The organism is Sphaerisporangium sp. NBC_01403 (assembly GCF_045040145.1).
In the GTDB taxonomy this organism is placed as follows: Bacteria; Actinomycetota; Actinomycetes; order Streptosporangiales; family Streptosporangiaceae; genus Sphaerisporangium; species Sphaerisporangium viridialbum.
Map to the genome: position 1 here is coordinate 3,612,698 of NZ_CP109534.1, position 16,804 is coordinate 3,629,501.

A 16,804-nucleotide genomic window follows, 5' to 3' on the forward strand; every position below is an offset into this window, starting at 1 on the left:
TCACGTGAGGAAGCAGGAAGCGGCGACGGCCAGCAGCGCCAGCATGAAAGAACCGGCCAGGAGCTCGGGGATGCGGAACAGGCGCAGCTTGGCCATGAACACCTCGGCGGCGGCGAGCACCGTGCCGAGCACGGCGACCTTGACCACCAGCAGGCCCATGGCCAGGGCCACGGAGCCCGGCCCCGCCCCGGCGGTGGCGATGCCCCAGGGGACGAAGAGGCTGCCCAGCAGCCCGAGCAGCACCGACAGCCGCATCGCCGACGCCCACTCGATCAGCGCCAGGTCGGGCCCCGCGTACTCCAGGATCATCGCCTCGTGGATCATCGTCAGCTCAAGATGCGTCGAGGGGTTGTCCACCGGGATGCGCCCGGTCTCGGCCATGGTGACCACCACCAGGGCGACGGCGGCGAGCAGGCTGACCGGAGAGATCACCGACAGCGGATTCCGCAGGGCCGAGGTGACGATCACGCCGAGGTTCGTGGACCCCGCCCGCACCGACAGCGCGAACACCGACAGCAGGATGGTCGGCTCGACCAGCGCCAGCACGGTGACCTCGCGGCTGGCGCCCATCCCGCCGAACGCCGTGCCGGTGTCCAGCCCGCCGAGGGCCAGCGCCACCGACCCGAGGGCCAGCAGGGCGGCCACGGCGAACAGGTCGGCCACCCCGTCGAACGGCGAGCGGGTGGTCACCAGGGGCATCACCGCGGCCACCACCAGGGCGGTCCCGGCGAGCACCAGGGGCGCCATCCGGAACACCCACCCGGTGCCGTGCGGGGTGATGGCCTGCTTCCTGGACAGCTTGCGCAGGTCACGCCACGCCTGACCCACCCCGGCGCCCGCCCGCCCCTCCAGCCGGGCGCGCACCTGCCGCATCAGCCCGGCCAGCAGCGGGGATCCGACGGCCACGAGCACGACCTGCGCCACCGCGCCCACCAGGCCCACCAGGCCCACCAGGCCGCCCGGGGCGGTCACCAGACCACCGCCAGCACGATGAGCATGCCGGTGAGCGCGTAGAACCCGTAGGCCAGGTAGCGGTGGACGCTGCCGTCCGCGAGCCTGGTGGCACGGCGGCCGATCGAGGCCGCGGCGGCCAGCACCGGGTCGTACAGGCGCCGCTCGACGCGGTCGTGCACGCGGGCGCGGAACTGGACGCTCTCCACGATGTACGCCGACTCCTTCGCCGGGGTGACGTCGAGGTCGCTCTCGGGCGCGAGCACGTTGTCGAAGACCCGCTGCAACGGCTGGGCGAACGAGGTGGCGGTGTACTCCATGCGCGGTGACATGGGCCCCGCCCCGCAGTCCCACAGCCGCGCGGGCCGCCGCGCCCGCCGCCGGGCCAGCGTCCGTACCGTGCCGAGCGCGCCGACCACGGCGATCACGAGCGCGGCGGCCAGCAGCAACGGCGACATCGTCCCCGCGGTGCTGGTGAGCCGCAGCGTCACCTCTCCCCCGACCGCGCCCGATCCGGGAAGCAAGGTGGCGACCGTGCGGGAGAGGGCGGGCAGGACGGCGGTGGGCGCGAGCGCCAGGCCCGCGCAGCACGCCGCCGCGAGCGCCATGCCGCCGAGCATGACGGGCGGGCTCTCGGCCGCGCGCCCGGCCTCGCGGGTGCGCGGACGGGCGAGGAACCCCACACCGAATGCCTTGACGAAGGTGGCGACCCCGAGGCCCGCCGTCAGCGCGATCACCCCCACGGCCGCCGGCATCGTCACCGCCCCCGTCACGCCCGAGCTGGGCAGGGAATGGATGAGGCTCTGCAGCAGCAGCCACTCGCTGACGAACCCGTTGCCGGGCGGCAGCGCCGAGGCCGCCAGGGCGCCCACCGCGAACAGGGCTGTGGTGTACGGCATGCGGCCGCGCAGCCCCCCGAGCGCGTCCAGGTCGCGGGTGCCGGTGGCGCGCAGGACGGAGCCCGCCGAGAGGAACAGCAGCGTCTTGAACGCCGAATGGTTCACGACGTGCAGCAGCGCGGCGGCCAGCGCGAGGCCCGCGAGCACGGGGTTCCCGCAGGCGGCGAGGAACCCGGCCGCGCCCACGCCGATCAGGACCAAGCCCATGTTCTCGGTGGTGGAGTAGCCGAGCAGCCGCTTGAGGTCGGAGGCGACCGTCGCCTGCAGGACGCCGAACAGCGCCGACAGGGCGCCGATCGCGAGCACGAGCAGCCACCACCAGGCCGGGCCGCCGTGCAGCAGGTCCATGCCGACCCGCACGATGCCGTAGACGCCCATGTTGACCATGGCCGCGCTCATCATGGCCGACACCTGGCTCGGCGCCTCCGGATGGGCCCGCGCCAGCCAGACGTGCAGCGGCACGATGCCGGCCTTGGAGGCGAAGCCCACCAGCGTCGCGAGGAACACCACCCCGGACAGGGCGGGAGACGGCTCGGCCGCCCGGAGCCGCACGAACGAGTCACCCCCCGCCCCGGCGGCGAAGGCGGCCAGCCCGGCCAGGATCGCCACGAAGCCGAGGTGGGTCATCACGGCGTACCACAGCGCGGCCTCGCCCACGGCGGCCCGGCGGGCGTGCTCGGCCAGCACGAGCAGCAGCGAGGTGATCGCCATCAGCTCCCAGGCCGCCAGCAGCGTGCCCACGCTGGCCGCCACGGGCACCAGCAGCATGGCCGCCAGGAACAGCGGCGGCGTCGCCTGCGCCACGCGGCCGTCCAGCCCGTGCCGGGTGTAGCCGATGCCGTAGATCGCGGCGCACACGGCCACCGCGCCGGTGACGGCGACGAACGTCCCGGCCAGCGGGTCGAGCGCGAGACGCGCGCCCGCCAGGGGGAGCACGCCGGGGAGCCAGGCCGTCCAGGTCTGCCCGGCGAGCGCCGCGACGCCGGCCGAGGCCCCCGCCGCGCCCGCGCAGGCCATCGTCACGCCCGTCACCAGCGGCCTGGCGCGGCGGGGGGTCACCACCCCGGCCAGCGCCGAGGCCAGGCACAGGGCCAGCGCGGAGGTCAGGAACGTTCCAGCGGCGTTCACCGGCCGGTCAGCCCGCGCAGCGCCTCGACGATGGCTCCGGGCTCCGGCGGGCATCCCGGCACCTCGACGTCCACGGGCAGCACATCCTTGACCGCGCCGACCACTCCGTACGCCCCGGCGAACACCCCGCAGTTCCTGGCGCAGTCGCCTAGCGCGATCACCAGGCGCGGCTCGGGGACGGCCTCGTGGCTGCGCCGCAGGGCGACCTCCATGTTGCGCGTCACCGGACCCGTCACCAGCAGCGCGTCCGCGTGCCGCGGCGAGGCCACCAGGCGTGCCCCGTAGCGGTCGGCGTCGTACACCGGCCCGAACGCCGAGGCGATCTCCACCTCGCACCCGTTGCACGAGCCCGCGTCGACATGCCGTATCTGCACGGAACCGCCGAGCTCGGCCGCCGCCGGCACGGTGTCGCCACCGGCCCGCTCGGGCGACGGCTCGGCCATCCGGCCCGTCTTTCGTATCTTCCGCCACAAACCGATCACGACGACACCTCAGCACTTGGGGAGATGGACGGGGGACGCGAGCACGGCCGACGCCGGCCCGGCGAGCGGTCCGTACGAGCCGCTCCGGTCTCGTTTCGCCCAGCTCCGCCGGGGGGCTTCCCCGGATCATTAGGTAAGAGTCGGGTGCCCGCTTCAGCGGCCCGGTCGGGCCCGCACCGCTGAGCGCGTGCACAACGTCGAGATCTCGCGCGTGCCGAAACGATACCCATGCGTAGCCGAACCGCAACTCACCGTGACGGGTTGGAGCCTCTACTTCGCCGCCCACGGCGGGGTGACGCGCCGGAAGAGGACCGTTGTAGCCCGGTTTCCACACCCGGTTCCGGCCAAGGACCGTACGTCAGGTCACCTCGGCCCAGGCCACAGGGGGATGTTGCCGTAGCGGCCGCCTCCGGCCGGGGCGGCGGACGATCACGCTGCCGAGTCTATCTCGGGCTATGAGAAGAAGTCTTTGCATTGATATCTTCTCATCATGCACGAGATACGACGTCGCGAGCTGTCTGATGTGGAGGCGTTGAAGGCGCTCGCGCATCCGCTGCGGCAGCGGCTGCTCACGCGGCTCCAGCATCGCGGGGCGGCCACCTCGGCCATCCTGGCGGCCGAGTTCGGCGAGGACCGCGGCGCCACGAGCTACCACCTGCGGCAGCTCGCGCGGTACGGCTTCATCGAACAGGACACGGCACGCTCGTCCGGGCGCCGCAAGTACTGGCGCTCCGTTCCCCTTGACCTGCGCCTGCCCCGGGGTTTGCAGGCCGAGGCAGAGGTCGCGGCGCGTGAGGTCGGCCGCCAGTGGCAGCACCGCGCCGAGGCCGAGCTGGCGGCCTTCCGCGCCGGCGAGGACGCCTACGGCGCGTTCGGCGACGCCGCGATGACCTCTCTGGGCGGCACCACACTGACCGCCGAGGAACTGGCCGGTTTCACCGAGGAGTACATCGCTCTGCTCAGTCGCTGGCGCAGGGACCCCGACGAGGCGCCACCGGAAGCCCGGCACATCACCGTCGTCTTCCATGCCTTCCCCACCCCCGACCAGGAAGAGACCACATGACACCCCCCACCGCACGAAGGCAGTCGCTCTGGCGCAACCGGGACTTCATGGCCCTGTGGAGCGGCCAGATCGTGTCCACCCTTGGCACCCGGATCAGCGCGACGGCGGCGCCGCTGCTGGTCCTGGCCATGACAGGCTCCCCGGCGGACGCCGGGCTGGTCGGCGCCGCCGCAACCGTGCCCTACCTGGTCGCGCACCTGCCGGCGGGCACGCTCGTGGACCGCTGGAACCGCCGCCGCATCATGCTGGCCGCCCAGCTGACCGCGTGCGCCGCCATCGCGAGCATCCCGGTCGCCTTCTGGCTGGGGGCGCTGACCCTGACCCATCTGGCGATCGCCGTGTTCGTCCAGGGAACCTGTTTCGTGTTCTTCGGCGTCGCCGAGGAGGCCGCCCTCCCCAAGATCGTGCCGGCGCCGCTGCTGCCCGCCGCGATCGCGCAGAACGAGGCCAAGGGCCGGGGTGCCGCCCTGGCGGGGCCGCCGCTGGGGGGCCTGCTGTTCGGGATCGGCCACGCGCTGCCGTTCGTCGCCCACGCGATCTCCTACCTGGTCGCCTCGGTGGCCCTGCTGTTCGTCCGGCGCGACCTGCAGGACAGGAGGGCGACGCCCCCTGGGTCACTGTGGCGGGACACCACCGCGGGGCTGCGCTGGCTGTGGGGTCACTCGTTGATACGGGCCGCGGTCGTTCTGGTCGCCGCGAGTAACCTGATCTTCGCCGGGCTCAGCCTGGTGCTGGTCGTCCTGGCGCGGGAGCAGGGCGCCTCGTCCACCGAGATCGGCCTGATGCTCGGCATCTACGGCGGCGGCGGGCTGCTCGGGGCGATCGCGGCCGGGTGGCTTCACCACCTGTTCACGCCCAGGTCCGTGGTGATCGGCGTCAACTGGATCTGGGCCGCGCTGCTGCCCCTGCTCGCGGTGGCGCCGAACTGGTGGGCGCTGGGCGCGATCGGCGCCGCCACGTCGTTCATCGGTCCGATGTGGAACGTGGTGATAGGGACCTTCCAGCTGACGCTGGTGCCCAACGAGCTGCTGGGCCGGGTCGGCAGCGCTTCCATGACGGTGAGCTGGGGCGTGATGCCGCTGGGCTCTCTGGGTGCCGGCTACCTGCTCGCCGAGGCCGGCCCCGTCGCCGCCGTGCTGGTGCTCTCCGCCGCCATGCTCGTCACAGCGGTCATGGCGACCTTGAACCCTTCGGTCAGAGCCGCCCCGGCGGCGCCCGCCGCGGGCGGGGACAGTTCCGCACTAGAACCGCTGAAAAGCGATCATTGACCGGCATTTGACAAAAAGTTACATTACGTCGGCAGATCGGGGGTCCCGGTGCTCGAAGGGAGAACCGTCCTAATGATGCGACGAGTCCTGATTTCTACGGCGGCAGCCGTACTCTTCGTCGTTTGGGGTGTTCCACCGGCCGCCTTCGCGGTGGACGGCACCCGAACTCCGTCGTCTCCCTCCTACACGGTCACCCTGACCAGCAACGCCTCCGGCAGCACCTGGACCGGGCACGAGAGCGTCACCTTCTCCAACCCCTCCGCGGACCCGCTGGCCGAGGTCTACCTGCGGTTGTGGGACAACTACCACGGAAGCTGCCCGTCCACGCCGATCACCGTGACCAACGTGACCGGGGGCACACCGTCCCCGCTGTCGGTCTCCTGCACCGCGCTGAAGATCGCGCTGCCCGCGCCGCTCAACCAGAACCAGAGCGCCTCGGTCGGGTTCGACCTGAGCATCGTGGTGCCCGCGGGCGCCGACCGGTTCGGCCGCGACGGCTCCTACAACTTCATCGGCAACGCGCTGCCGGTGCTGGCGGTCCGCGACGGCAGCGGCTGGCACCTCGACCCGTACTCCAACAACGGTGAGTCCTTCTACGGGCTGATCAGCGACTACTCGGTCACGCTCGACCACCCGACCTCGCTGCTGGTGCCGGCCACCGGCACGTCCGTCGACACGCCCGGCACGTCGGGCCGTACGGTCACCACGGCCACCGCCAAGAAGGTGCGCGAGTTCGCCTGGGCGGCCGGGCCGTTCGTCAAGACGACCAGCACCACGACCACGGGCGTGGTGGTGAACGTCTACCGGGTGAGCTCGATCAGCTCCACCAACGCCGGCTCGATGATGACCACCGCGAAGAACTCGCTGGTCGCCCACGCGGGGCGGTTCGGGGCCTACCCGTACGGCGAGGCGGACGTGGTGCTGGACAACAACTTCTGGTTCGGCGGCATGGAGTATCCCGGCTTCGTGCTGGACATCGTCAGCTCCACGGCGCTGGCGCACGAGCTGGCCCACCAGTGGTGGTACGGCATCGTCGGCGACGACGAGTACACCAGCCCGTGGCTCGACGAGTCGTTCACCGACTACGCGACCGACCTGTACAACAACATCTCGGGCACCAACTGCTGGAACAACGTCTCCTGGCAGTCGTCGGCCGAGAAGATCAGCAACTCGATGGCCTACTGGGACGCCCATTCGAGCCGGTACGGAACCGTGGTGTACACCTACGGCAAGTGCGCGCTGCACGACCTGCGGCGCACGATCGGCACCACGGCGATGGAGAACCTGCTGAGGAACTACGCCGCGTCCCACTGGTACGGCGTCTCGACCACCGCCGAGTTCAAGGCCGCCGCCCAGGCCGCGACCTCGGTGAACCTGTCGTCGTTCTGGACCACCCACCGCATCGACGGCTGAACGACGCCGCCGGGTGAGTCCGGCCAGGCCCGGACTCACCCGGCACGGCTCAGATCACGGTCTCCCACCAGCCGTCCACGGCGGGCGACGCGTCGACGTCGACGTGCTCGCCCGGCCGTGGCACCACGATGCGGGCGTCGCGCGCCTTGGCCTCCCGCCACAGCCGGTCGACCGGCTCGGCCCACGGATGCAGGGCGAGCGTGAACGTGGCCCAGTGCACCGGCAGCAGCAGCTCGCCGCCGAGGTCGATGTGGGCGTTGACCGCCTCCTCCGGGTTCATGTGGATGTCGGGCCAGGCCGGGCTGTACGCGCCGATCGGCATCAGCGTCAGGTCGAACGGGCCGTGCTCGGCGCCGATGCGGGCGTAGCCGTCGAAGTAACCGGAGTCTCCGGCGTAGAAGACCCTGCGCCCGGCGCCCGCGACCGCCCAGGATCCCCACAGCGTGTCGTTGCGGGACAGGGTGCGTCCCGAGAAGTGCCTGGCCGCGGTCGCGGTGAACCGCAGGCCCGCGACCTGCGCCTCCTCTTCCCAGTCGAGCTCGATGACGCGCTCGCTCGGCACTCCCCACTTCTCCAGGTGCGCGCCGATGCCCAGCGGCACGAGGAACGGCGCCGACTGGACGCGGGTGAGCGTGCGCACCGTCGCCAGGTCGAGATGGTCGTAGTGGTCGTGCGAGATCACGATCGCGTCCACCTCGGGCAGCGCGCCGAGGCCTGCCGGGACCGGATGCAACCGCTTGGGCCCGACGAGCTGCGAAGGCGAGACCCGCTTGCTCCACACCGGGTCGAGCAGCACGCGGCGTCCCTCGATCTCGACCAGCGTCGACGCGTGACCGAACCACACGACGCCCAGCCCGTCCGGTGAGGGGACCGCCCGCGACGGCGCCACCAGCGGCACGGGGGCGGACGGGCGGCGCTTGTCGCGCCCGGTGAGCATCTCGCGGACGAGGCCGGGAGGAGGCCCGGAGGGCACGCCCGTCTCCCCCGGCATGGGATTGCGGAAGGCGCCGTCCTTGAACTGCGGCGACCGCAGGATGCGGGCGGCCCGCTCCTCCCCGGACCGGAGGGGACGCGCGCCCAGTTCCGCCGGAATGTCGTGCAACGCCCATCCCGCGGCCACGGCGGCACCGCCGGTGAGAACCCGCTTCAGCGTTCGGCTTCCTGCCATCCGCTCACACCCCCAGATCAGCTTCTATCCTGCCGAACCGCTCACGGTGTCGCCGATGTTCCCGCCCCGGGTATTTTCCCCATTCCGCCGTGGACGGACGGACGGACGCGCACGCGTCACCGGGACCCAGGGATCCTGTTGGGATCGCCTCGGCCGTGGCCGAGGATGAAAATAGTTGACACTGAGTTCTACGACTGGATGCGCGAACTGGTCGCCACCCCGCGGGAGGAGTACCCGCAGTTCGGGGTCGCCCTGTCTCTGCTGAGCGTGCTGCCGCCCATGGAGTCGGCCGCGCTGCTGGGCCGGCGCCTTTCGGCGCTGACCGAGCAGGTGCGGCAGACCCGCGCCATCGTCCAGGCCGCCTCGGAGGACGGCGTCGCCTGGGTGTTCCTGGTGGAGGAGGAGTACCGCCTCGCGGTGCTGGACGCCGAGTGCCGCTTCGTCACGGGCCTCATCGAATCGCTCGAGCACCCGGACCACGTCCGGGCCTGGCAGGAGATCTTCGGGAGCGGAACATGACAGCGGTCAGGACAGCACTGGTCATCGGCGGCGGCATCGCCGGCCCGGTCACCGCGATGGCACTGCGGCGGGCCGGCATCGAGCCGGCCCGACGCCACGTACTTCGTCTTCGGCAGGCGGGCGTTCCTCGGGTACTGGAGCCAGCCCGACGGCACCACCGCGTGGTTCGGCAACCTGCCGCACAAGGAGCCGATGACGTCCGCCCAGGCGCGCGAGGTGCCCTCGGCCGAGTGGTTACGCCGGCTGCGCGAGGTCTACGCCGGCGACGTGCCCGGGCGCGACCTGCTGGAGCACACCAGCGCCGACCGGCTGTTCGCGCTCGGTTCGATGGACATCATGCCGAGGCTGCCGCACTGGCACGGCGGCCGGATGGTGCTGGTCGGCGACTCGGCGCACGCGCCGTCCTCCAGCTCGGGGCAGGGCGCGTCGCTGGCCATCGAGAGCGCGGTCCAGCTCGCCCGCTGCCTGCGCGACCTGCCCGACGTGCCGGCCGCCTTCGCCGCGTACGAGCGGCTGCGCCGCCACAGGGTGGAGAAGGTCGCCGCGCGGGCGGCGAAGACCAACAACAGCAAGGCGCTAGGGCCGGGGGCCATCGCGATGATGAGGCTGCTCATGCCCATCGCGATGAAGACCTTCCTCAACCCGGAGAAGACCCTCGGCGCCGAGCAGCGCTACCGGATCGACTGGGACGCCCCGGTCACCGCCGGGGCCTCTCACCCGGCCGCGACGTAAGCGGGGGACGATCGGGACGGGTTCGGCCCCGGCCATGCCGGGCCGGGGCCGAACAGGAGGGATGGTCAGGGAAGCTCGAAGTTCGGCGTGAGGGCGGCGCCGCGGTTCGGGTGGTACAGGTCGTAACCGCGCGGGTCGCACTGGAGCCCGCCGTTGATGCAGTGGGTGACCAGGGCGTTGAGGATGGCCATGTTGTCCCACGCGTTGAAGAAGTCGTAGTGCCACGAGTAACCGCGACCGCTGGCCAGCCGCGCCTGCGACAGGTCACCGCTCGCCGGGAATGCGATCTTGAACTCGAGCATCGGCACCGCCACCGGGTGGGTGGCCGGGCAGTAGCCGTTGACGGGGTACGCCATGTGGCTCTTGTGGTCGGCGCTGTCGAGGTCGACACCGTTCCAGCAGCTCGGCGCCTGGAAGCGGACGTTCACCTGGCTGCCGGCCGGGCAGGACGTGGGGATGTCCCAGACCTTGGAGATGTTCCCGCACTCGAAGCCCTCGACCGCGCCGGGCGAGTCGCGGAACTGCTCCAGCGTGGCGCTGGGGCTTCCGACGACGAAGCGCAGGCCCTGCGGGAAGTTCTGCACCCGCCAGTACTCCAGGATGCCGGACTTGTAGTAGATGACCTGCAGTCCCGTCGGCTGGACCAGCGTGTTGCCGTTGTAGAAGCTCGGGAACCAGTAGGCCGACTTGTCGTGCGGGTTGGTGCACGACGTGCCGCCCGCCAGCAGTGACGTGAGGTTGCTGCTCGCGTTGGTCGTGGTGTTGCCGACGAAGGTGTGCATGTGGGAGGCGCCGGGGAGTCCCGGGAAGACGATCGGGTCGTCGGGCCGGTTCTGCGTGAACGAGCAGTTGGCCTGGAACTCGTGGTGGGTCACCAGGTCGGTGAACGTCGGGCTGGGGATGGGCGTGGAGCCGCTGCCGCCCGTGCCGTAGACCTTGAACTCCCAGAGGGAGTAGCCGTACCCGGTGCCGCGCGCGGTGCCGTACATCCGGACGTAGCGGCCGCTGCCGGACACATTGAGGGTCTGGTTGCCGCCGGTGCCGGTGGTGGTCGAGTAGATGTCGGTCCACGTCGTGCCGTTGGCGGAGGTCTGGATCTTGAAGGCCTTGCCGTACGCGCCTTCCCAGTTCAGCACGACCTGGGAGACCGTCGCCGTGGCGCCGAGGTCGACCTGGAGCCACTGCGGGTCGCTGTACGCGCTGGCCCAGCGGGTGGTGGCGAGGCCGTCGACGGCGGCTCCGGCGGGGGTGCCTCCTGCCTCGACGGAGGACGCCGTCGCGGGCCTGCCCTGCGACAGCAGACTGTCCGCCGCCATGGCAGGGGCGACGATCGCCAGGCCGGCCGCGACGAGCGCGATCAGCGTGGCGGTGACCAGTCCCAGGCGGAACCGGACTGGACTTCGAGACGAATGCACGGCCTCTCCTTCTGATGGGGGGTGTCCTGCCGACGGGCACGGCAGGCGGGAGAGCGCTCTCCAACGAGATTGGCCGCCCATGTCAATGCTTGTCAAGACACCCGGCTCCACCAATCTGAAACGTCCTGTTCACACCCGTGAAACGGCATCGTCCCGCGATCATCCGCCGGGCGGCGACGGCCGGAGGCGACTCAGGGGGTGCCTTGCAGGGGATACGCCTCATCAGGACAAGCCACCCGCGCCTGAGCAGCGGTTTTCGAGCCGGCGAGGAAAGAGTCTTGACATCGTCGATCCCCCCAGGCAGTCTCGGACATGGAGAGCGCTCTCCCAATCTCCCCCTTCGCTCTGCCCGATATCGATCGACGGCGCCGGAAGGCGTCCTGACCATGGGCTTCATCCCGTGCGCGCCCCGGTCTCAGGAGACGCTGTCCCGGCCGGCCATCACCCGGCGCATGTCGCCCATCGCCCGCAACGTCCCTCGTACGGTGCCGGTGACCTTCGAGTGGCCCACCCGGGGCAGATAGTCCACCTCGGCCTCACCGATCCGCCAGCCCGCCGCCGCCGCGCGCAGGACCATCTCCAGCGGGTACCCGAAGCGCCGGTCGGCCACCCCGAGCGCCAGCAGTTCGGCGCGCCGGCACGCCCGCATCGGGCCGAGGTCGTGCAGGGGGGCGCCGGTCGTGCGGCGCAGCCTCCCGGCCAGTACGGCGTTGCCCAGGCGGGCGTGCACCGGCCACGCCGCACCCAGGTGGGGCACGCGGCGGCCGAGGACCAGATCAGCCTCGCCGGCCACGATCGGCGCGGCGACCCTCGGTAGTTGCTCGGGGTCCAGGGTCGCGTCGGCGTCCATGAAGCACACGATGTCCGTGGTCGCGGCGATCAGCCCGGCGTGGCAGGCGGCGCCGAGCCCCCGCCGGGGCTCGTACACCACCCTCGCCCCGTGCTCGGCGGCGATCCGCGCGGACGCGTCGGTCGAGCCGTTGTCCACCACGATCGCGCGGAAGCCGCGCGGCATCCGCGCGAGCACCCACGGCAGGGCCGCCTCCTCGTCCAGGCAGGGCAGCACCACGTCGATCTCCATGCTTCAACGCTAGGGAACCGAAGCTCCCAAGCCTTATCGGATGGTGACTCGTTTCCGAGAAATGACCAGGTCAGGCCGATGGCAAGCCGATGATCGACGATTCGGAGGCCCACGTGTGGCCGGCCGGTTCGCCTGGTCGCGGCGGCCGGTCCCGTGCCGAGCCGCGCAAGGGTGAGCATCTCGCTAACCGAGGGCTGAGCGGGCGCTGTCCTGGCTTTTCCTACCTTGGGGCGCATGAGAGTACGGCACTACGTGCTGGCGATCGCCGTCGCAGGCGTGCTGGGCGGGTGCGGAGGCGGAACGCCGGCCGCCGCCCCCTCGTCGCCGCCGGCCCCCTCGCCTCCGGCCTCGGCCGCACCGACCTCGCACCCCACCGAGTCCAGCCCCCCAGGTGACATCCCCGACGACACGGTCTTCCTCGCCTACCGGCCCCCGGACGGGTCGTACGAGGTCAAGGTGCCGGAAGGGTGGGCGCGCACGGATCTGGCGACCGGGGCGAGCTTCACCGACAAGCTGAACAGCGTCCGCGTCGAGTTCCTCAAGGCGTCTCCGAGCCCGATCGCGAGCGCCGGCGTCCGGAAGACCGAGCAGGTGGCCAGGAAGGGGGGCACGGCCACGAGGATCGTCTACCGGGCCGACAGCGCGCCGGATCCGGTGACCGGCAAGGTCGTCAGGGACGAGGTGGAGCGCTACGAGTTCAGCCGGAACGGCGGCGAAGCCGTGCTCACCCTGTCGGGGCCGGTCGGCGCGGACAACGTCGATCCGTGGCGCACCATATCCGACTCCTTCCGGTGGACGCCGTGATCCTGCGGGCCGAGGAGCTCTACCGCTTCTACCGGGCGGCCGAGGAGGAGACCCGAGCCCTGCGCGGAGTCTCGCTGGAGGTGGCGCCAGGAGAGGTGGTGGCGGTCACCGGCCCGTCCGGATCGGGCAAGTCCACGCTGCTGGCCTGCCTGGCGGGGCTCGACGACCCCGACGGGGGCACGGTGCGGATCGACGGCCACCGGATCAGCCACCGGCCCGAGGCCGAGAGGGCCGCCCTGCGGGCGCGGCTGGTCGGGGTGCTGTTCCAGAGCGGCAACCTGATCGAGCACCTCACCGTGGCCCAGAACGTGGACCTCGCGCAGCGGCTGGCCGGGCGGACCGCCCCCGGCTGGCGTGACGAGCTGCTCGGCGGCCTTGGGCTGTCCGGCAGGGCCCGTAACCGGCCGAGCAGGCTCTCCGGCGGCGAGGCGGCACGCGCCGGGCTGGCCGTCGCACTGGCCAACCGGCCGGCCCTGCTGCTCGCCGACGAACCCACCGGCGAGCTGGATCAGCGCAGCGAGACCCCGGTGCTGAAGCTGATCCGCGAGCGGGCGGCCCAGAACACCGCTGTGGTCATCGCCTCGCACAGCCCCGCCGTACGGCGGCTGGCCGACCGGGTGATCACGCTGAAGGACGGACGGGTGACATGAACGAGCTCGTGCGCTGCGAGGACGTGGCGCGTACGTACGGCAGGGGCACCGGGGCGCTGGTCGCCGTGCACGGCGTGACCTGCGCGCTGCGGCCCGGCGACCGGGTCGCGGTGACCGGCGCCTCCGGTTCCGGCAAGACCACGCTGCTCCACCTGCTCGCCGGGCTCGACCGGCCCACTGCGGGGACGATCCGCTGGCCCGCCCTGGACGACCGCCCGCAGGGGCGGATCGGCGTGGTCTTCCAGGGGCCGAGCCTGCTGCCGCCGCTGGACGCCGTGGAGAACGTGGCGCTGCCGCTGCTCATCGCCGGATACCCGGAGGCCGAGGCGAGGCGCAAGGCTCTGCGCGCCTTGGAGGCCGTCGGTGTTCACGACCTGTCGGGCAAGCTGCCCGAGGAGCTGTCGGGCGGGCAGGCGCAGCGGGTGGCGGTGGCCCGCGTGCTGGCCTCGTCCCCGCGCCTGGTGATCGCCGACGAGCCGACCGGGCAGCTCGACTCCGCCCTCGCTCTCCATGTCATCGACCTGCTCGCCGGCGTCACCGAGGAACTCGGCGCCGCCCTGGTCGTGGCCACCCACGACCCGCTCATCGCCGATCGGCTGCCGCGGCGGTGGGAGATGCGCGCCGGCGTGCTGCGAGGAGACCTCACATGCTCATCCTGATCTGGCTGCGCGGCCTGCTGGCCCGCCGTACGGGCCGGCTCGCCGCCGCCGCTGCGGGCATCGCGATGGCCGTGGCCCTGCCGGCCTCGCTGGGGGTGTTCCTCAGCACGGCCAAGGCCACCATGACCGCCCGCTCCATCCAGCGAGTGCCGGTCGACTGGCAGGTCGAGACCCGGTCAGGGGCGACCCTGCCCGGGCCGCTTCCCGGCACCTCGCGGCGGGTGGACTTCGCCGGGGTCGGCGGGTTCGAGGCCCACCAGGCCGGTCAGACCCTGACCACCGGGGCCGGGCAGGTCCTCGGCCTGCCCGCCGACTACGCCGCCACCTTCCCCGGCGAGCTGCGCCTGCTCACCGGCGCGCCCACCGGCGCGCTGCTCGCCCAGCAGACCGCCGCCAACCTGCACGCCGCCCCGGGGTCCACCGTCATCGTGCGCAGGCCCGGGCTGCCCGACGCGCAGGTGAAGGTCTCGGGCGTCGTGGAACTGCCCGAGGCGGACTCGCTGTTCCAGCGCGTCGGCGCGCCGCCCACCGCCCAGCCGCAGGCGCCGCCCGACAACGTGCTCCTGCTCCCGGCCGCCGACTGGCACCGGCTGTTCGACGCGCTTCCCCCCGGCCACGTCAGGACCCAGTTCCACGTGCGCGTCGACCACCGGCTTCCCGCCGACCCGGCCGAGGCCTACACCCGGGTCACCGGCGCGGCCCGCAACCTTTCGGTCCGCCTGGCCGGCGCGGGGCTGGTCGGCGACAACCTGGGCGCCGCGCTCGGCGCCGCCCGCGAGGACGCGCTGTACTCGCAGGTGCTGTTCCTGTTCCTCGGCGTGCCGGGGGTCGTGCTCGCCATCCTGCTCACCGCGCTGGTCACCCGGTCGGGGGCCGTGCGGCGCGCGGCCGAGCAGGCGCTGCTGCGCACCCGGGGAGCCTCGCGCGCCACGTTCGTACGGCTGGCCCTGGCCGAGGCGCTGGTGATCGGCGTGGCGGGGGCGCTGGCCGGTCTCGCCGTGACCGCGCTGACGGGATGGGCGCTGTACGGGTCGCCCGGCTTCGGCGGAGCCGGTGGGTGGGCTCTGGCGGCGTCCGTGATGGGGCTGCTCGTCGCCTGCGGCACGGTCCTGCTGCCGGCGCTCCGGTCCACCACCGTGGCCGCCGCCCGCCGTCCTGTCGCCCCGGTCACGCGCTCCCCCGCGTGGCTGCGCTACGGGCTCGACCTGTGGCTGATCGCCGCGTCCCTGCTGGTGTTCTGGGCGACCAGCCGGAAGGGCTACCAGCTCGTCCTGGTCCCGGAGGGGCTGCCGCAGATCTCGGTCGACTACTGGGCGTTCGCGGGCCCGGCACTGCTGTGGGCGGGCGCGGGCCTGCTCATCTGGCGCCTCACCCGCCTGCTGCTCGGCCCGGGACGGCCGGTCGTCACGCGCCTGTCCCGGCCCCTGGCGTCGGGCCTCGCGGGCACGGTCTCCGCCACGCTGGCCCGGCAGCGCGGGCCCCTGGCCCGTACCGTGACCCTGGCCGCGCTCGCGGTGGCCTTCGCGGTCTCCACCGCCGTCTTCGGCGCCACCTACCGGCAGCAGGCCCAGGTGGACGCCGAGCTGACCAACGGCGCCGAGGTGACCGTCACCCGGTCGTCGGCGACCGAGCGGCAGCTCGCCGCCGTGCCTGGCGTGTCGCGCGTGGAGCCGCTCCAGCACCGCTTCGCCTACGTCGGGGCGGACCTGCAGGACCTGTACGGCGTGCGCCCGGAGACCATCCTGCCCGCCACCCACCTCCAGGACGCCTACTTCCCCGGCCACACCGCCGCCGAGGTCGTCCGGCGGCTGGCCCTGCGGCCGGACGCCATCCTGGTCAGCCAGGAGACCGTCAACGACTTCCAGCTCCGCCCCGGCGACCTGCTCCGGCTCCGGACCGAGGACGGGCGCGTCGTCCCCTTCCACTACGCCGGGATCGTCACCGAGTTCCCCACCGCTCCCCGTGACAGCTTCCTGGTCGCCAACTCCTCCTACCTGGCGGCGAACGGCGCCTCCGACACGACGTTCCTGGTCAGCACCGACGGCACGGCGCCGCACGTGGTCGCCGACCGGCTCCGCGCGATGCTCGGCCCCACACCGAAGATCTCCGATCTGGAGACCACCCGCCGCGTCATCGGATCGAGCCTCACGGCGGTGGACCTGACCGGCCTCACCGCGATCGAGCTCGGGTACGGCCTGGCGCTGGCCGTCGCGGCCACCGGCCTGCTGCTGATCCTCGGCTTCACCGAACGCCGCCGCACCTTCGCCCTCGCTCGGGTGCTCGGCGCCCGGCCGCGCCAGCTCGGCGCGTTCATCTGGGCCGAGGTCGGCCTCGTGGGCCTGGGAGCGGCGGTCCTCGGCGCCGCGACCGGATGGGCGCTGTCGCAGATGCTCGTCGCCGTCCTCACCGGGGTCTTCGACCCGGCCCCGAGCCACCTCGCCGTGCCGTGGACCTACGTCGGCGGCGTGGCCGGGCTGGGCCTGGCCGCCCTGCTGGCCGCCGGGGCGGGAGCCGTACGGGCCGCGAGCCGCTCCCCGCTGACCGTCCTGCGCGACCTGTGACGCCCGGAGAC

Annotated in this window: 15 protein-coding genes; 9 read left to right on the top strand and 6 right to left on the bottom strand. The window is 72.5% G+C overall.

Features of this window, described 5'->3' with window-relative positions:
* From OG589_RS16615 to OG589_RS16625, 3 genes are read right to left on the bottom strand one after another with little or no spacing between them, the layout of a single operon-like run.
* Complete coding sequence (locus OG589_RS16615) at nucleotides 1–972, bottom strand: respiratory chain complex I subunit 1 family protein (RefSeq protein ID WP_405150032.1); 972 nt, start codon at nucleotides 970–972, stop codon at nucleotides 1–3.
* Nucleotides 969–2,978 (bottom strand): proton-conducting transporter membrane subunit, encoded by a 2,010-nt coding sequence (locus OG589_RS16620; RefSeq protein ID WP_405150034.1) that lies wholly within the window; start codon nucleotides 2,976–2,978, stop codon nucleotides 969–971. Before OG589_RS16620 ends, OG589_RS16615 begins: the two co-directional genes overlap by 4 nt.
* Nucleotides 2,975–3,421: an NADH-quinone oxidoreductase subunit B family protein gene (locus OG589_RS16625; protein WP_405150037.1), complete on the bottom strand. Its 447-nt coding sequence runs from the start codon at nucleotides 3,419–3,421 to the stop codon at nucleotides 2,975–2,977. The genes OG589_RS16620 and OG589_RS16625 overlap by 4 nt, the downstream gene beginning before the upstream one ends.
* Nucleotides 3,422–3,950: 529 nt before the next feature.
* Between OG589_RS16625 and OG589_RS16630 the strand changes: the two genes are divergently transcribed.
* The 3 genes from OG589_RS16630 (at nucleotide 3,951) to OG589_RS16640 (ending at nucleotide 7,204) form a co-directional block, all read left to right on the top strand.
* Nucleotides 3,951–4,523 (top strand): ArsR/SmtB family transcription factor, encoded by a 573-nt coding sequence (locus tag OG589_RS16630; RefSeq protein WP_405150038.1) that lies wholly within the window; start codon nucleotides 3,951–3,953, stop codon nucleotides 4,521–4,523.
* Nucleotides 4,520–5,791: an MFS transporter gene (locus tag OG589_RS16635; RefSeq protein WP_405150040.1), complete on the top strand. Its 1,272-nt coding sequence runs from the start codon at nucleotides 4,520–4,522 to the stop codon at nucleotides 5,789–5,791. Before OG589_RS16630 ends, OG589_RS16635 begins: the two co-directional genes overlap by 4 nt.
* 72 nt (nucleotides 5,792–5,863) lie before the next feature.
* Nucleotides 5,864–7,204 carry a M1 family metallopeptidase gene (locus OG589_RS16640; protein WP_405150042.1) on the top strand — a complete coding sequence of 447 codons (1,341 nt, stop codon included), beginning with the start codon at nucleotides 5,864–5,866 and terminating at the stop codon, nucleotides 7,202–7,204.
* 49 nt (nucleotides 7,205–7,253) lie between these two features.
* On the opposite strand, the gene OG589_RS16645 is transcribed toward OG589_RS16640, so the two are convergent.
* Nucleotides 7,254–8,372, bottom strand: coding sequence for an MBL fold metallo-hydrolase (locus tag OG589_RS16645; protein ID WP_405150044.1), 1,119 nt, complete (start codon nucleotides 8,370–8,372; stop codon nucleotides 7,254–7,256).
* Nucleotides 8,373–8,537: 165 nt separating this feature from the next.
* Here OG589_RS16645 and OG589_RS16650 point away from each other — a divergent pair, with 165 nt between their 5' ends.
* Nucleotides 8,538–8,891 carry a hypothetical protein gene (locus OG589_RS16650; protein ID WP_405150046.1) on the top strand — a complete coding sequence of 118 codons (354 nt, stop codon included), beginning with the start codon at nucleotides 8,538–8,540 and terminating at the stop codon, nucleotides 8,889–8,891.
* A gap of 192 nt (nucleotides 8,892–9,083) precedes the next feature.
* Nucleotides 9,084–9,623, top strand: coding sequence for an FAD-dependent monooxygenase (locus OG589_RS16655; RefSeq protein WP_405150048.1), 540 nt, complete (start codon nucleotides 9,084–9,086; stop codon nucleotides 9,621–9,623).
* 65 nt (nucleotides 9,624–9,688) lie between these two features.
* On the opposite strand, the gene OG589_RS16660 is transcribed toward OG589_RS16655, so the two are convergent.
* Complete coding sequence (locus OG589_RS16660) at nucleotides 9,689–11,038, bottom strand: DUF1996 domain-containing protein (protein ID WP_405150050.1); 1,350 nt, start codon at nucleotides 11,036–11,038, stop codon at nucleotides 9,689–9,691.
* Nucleotides 11,039–11,453: 415 nt separating this feature from the next.
* Nucleotides 11,454–12,119, bottom strand: a complete 666-nt coding sequence (locus tag OG589_RS16665) for a glycosyltransferase family 2 protein (protein WP_405150052.1) — start codon at nucleotides 12,117–12,119, stop codon at nucleotides 11,454–11,456.
* Nucleotides 12,120–12,353: 234 nt separating this feature from the next.
* On the opposite strand from OG589_RS16665, the gene OG589_RS16670 reads away from it, so the two are divergent.
* From OG589_RS16670 to OG589_RS16685, 4 genes are read left to right on the top strand one after another with little or no spacing between them, the layout of a single operon-like run.
* Nucleotides 12,354–12,923 (top strand): hypothetical protein, encoded by a 570-nt coding sequence (locus OG589_RS16670; protein WP_405150054.1) that lies wholly within the window; start codon nucleotides 12,354–12,356, stop codon nucleotides 12,921–12,923.
* On the top strand, nucleotides 12,911–13,573 hold the full coding sequence (locus tag OG589_RS16675) for an ABC transporter ATP-binding protein (RefSeq protein WP_405150056.1): 663 nt from the start codon (nucleotides 12,911–12,913) through the stop codon (nucleotides 13,571–13,573). The genes OG589_RS16670 and OG589_RS16675 overlap by 13 nt, the downstream gene beginning before the upstream one ends.
* Complete coding sequence (locus OG589_RS16680; protein ID WP_405150058.1) at nucleotides 13,570–14,232, top strand: ABC transporter ATP-binding protein; 663 nt, start codon at nucleotides 13,570–13,572, stop codon at nucleotides 14,230–14,232. The genes OG589_RS16675 and OG589_RS16680 overlap by 4 nt, the downstream gene beginning before the upstream one ends.
* The gene (locus tag OG589_RS16685; RefSeq protein ID WP_405150059.1) at nucleotides 14,220–16,793 is read left to right on the top strand and encodes an FtsX-like permease family protein; all 2,574 of its coding nucleotides are present in this window, start codon (nucleotides 14,220–14,222) and stop codon (nucleotides 16,791–16,793) included. Before OG589_RS16680 ends, OG589_RS16685 begins: the two co-directional genes overlap by 13 nt.
* Nucleotides 16,794–16,804 lie beyond the last annotated feature (11 nt).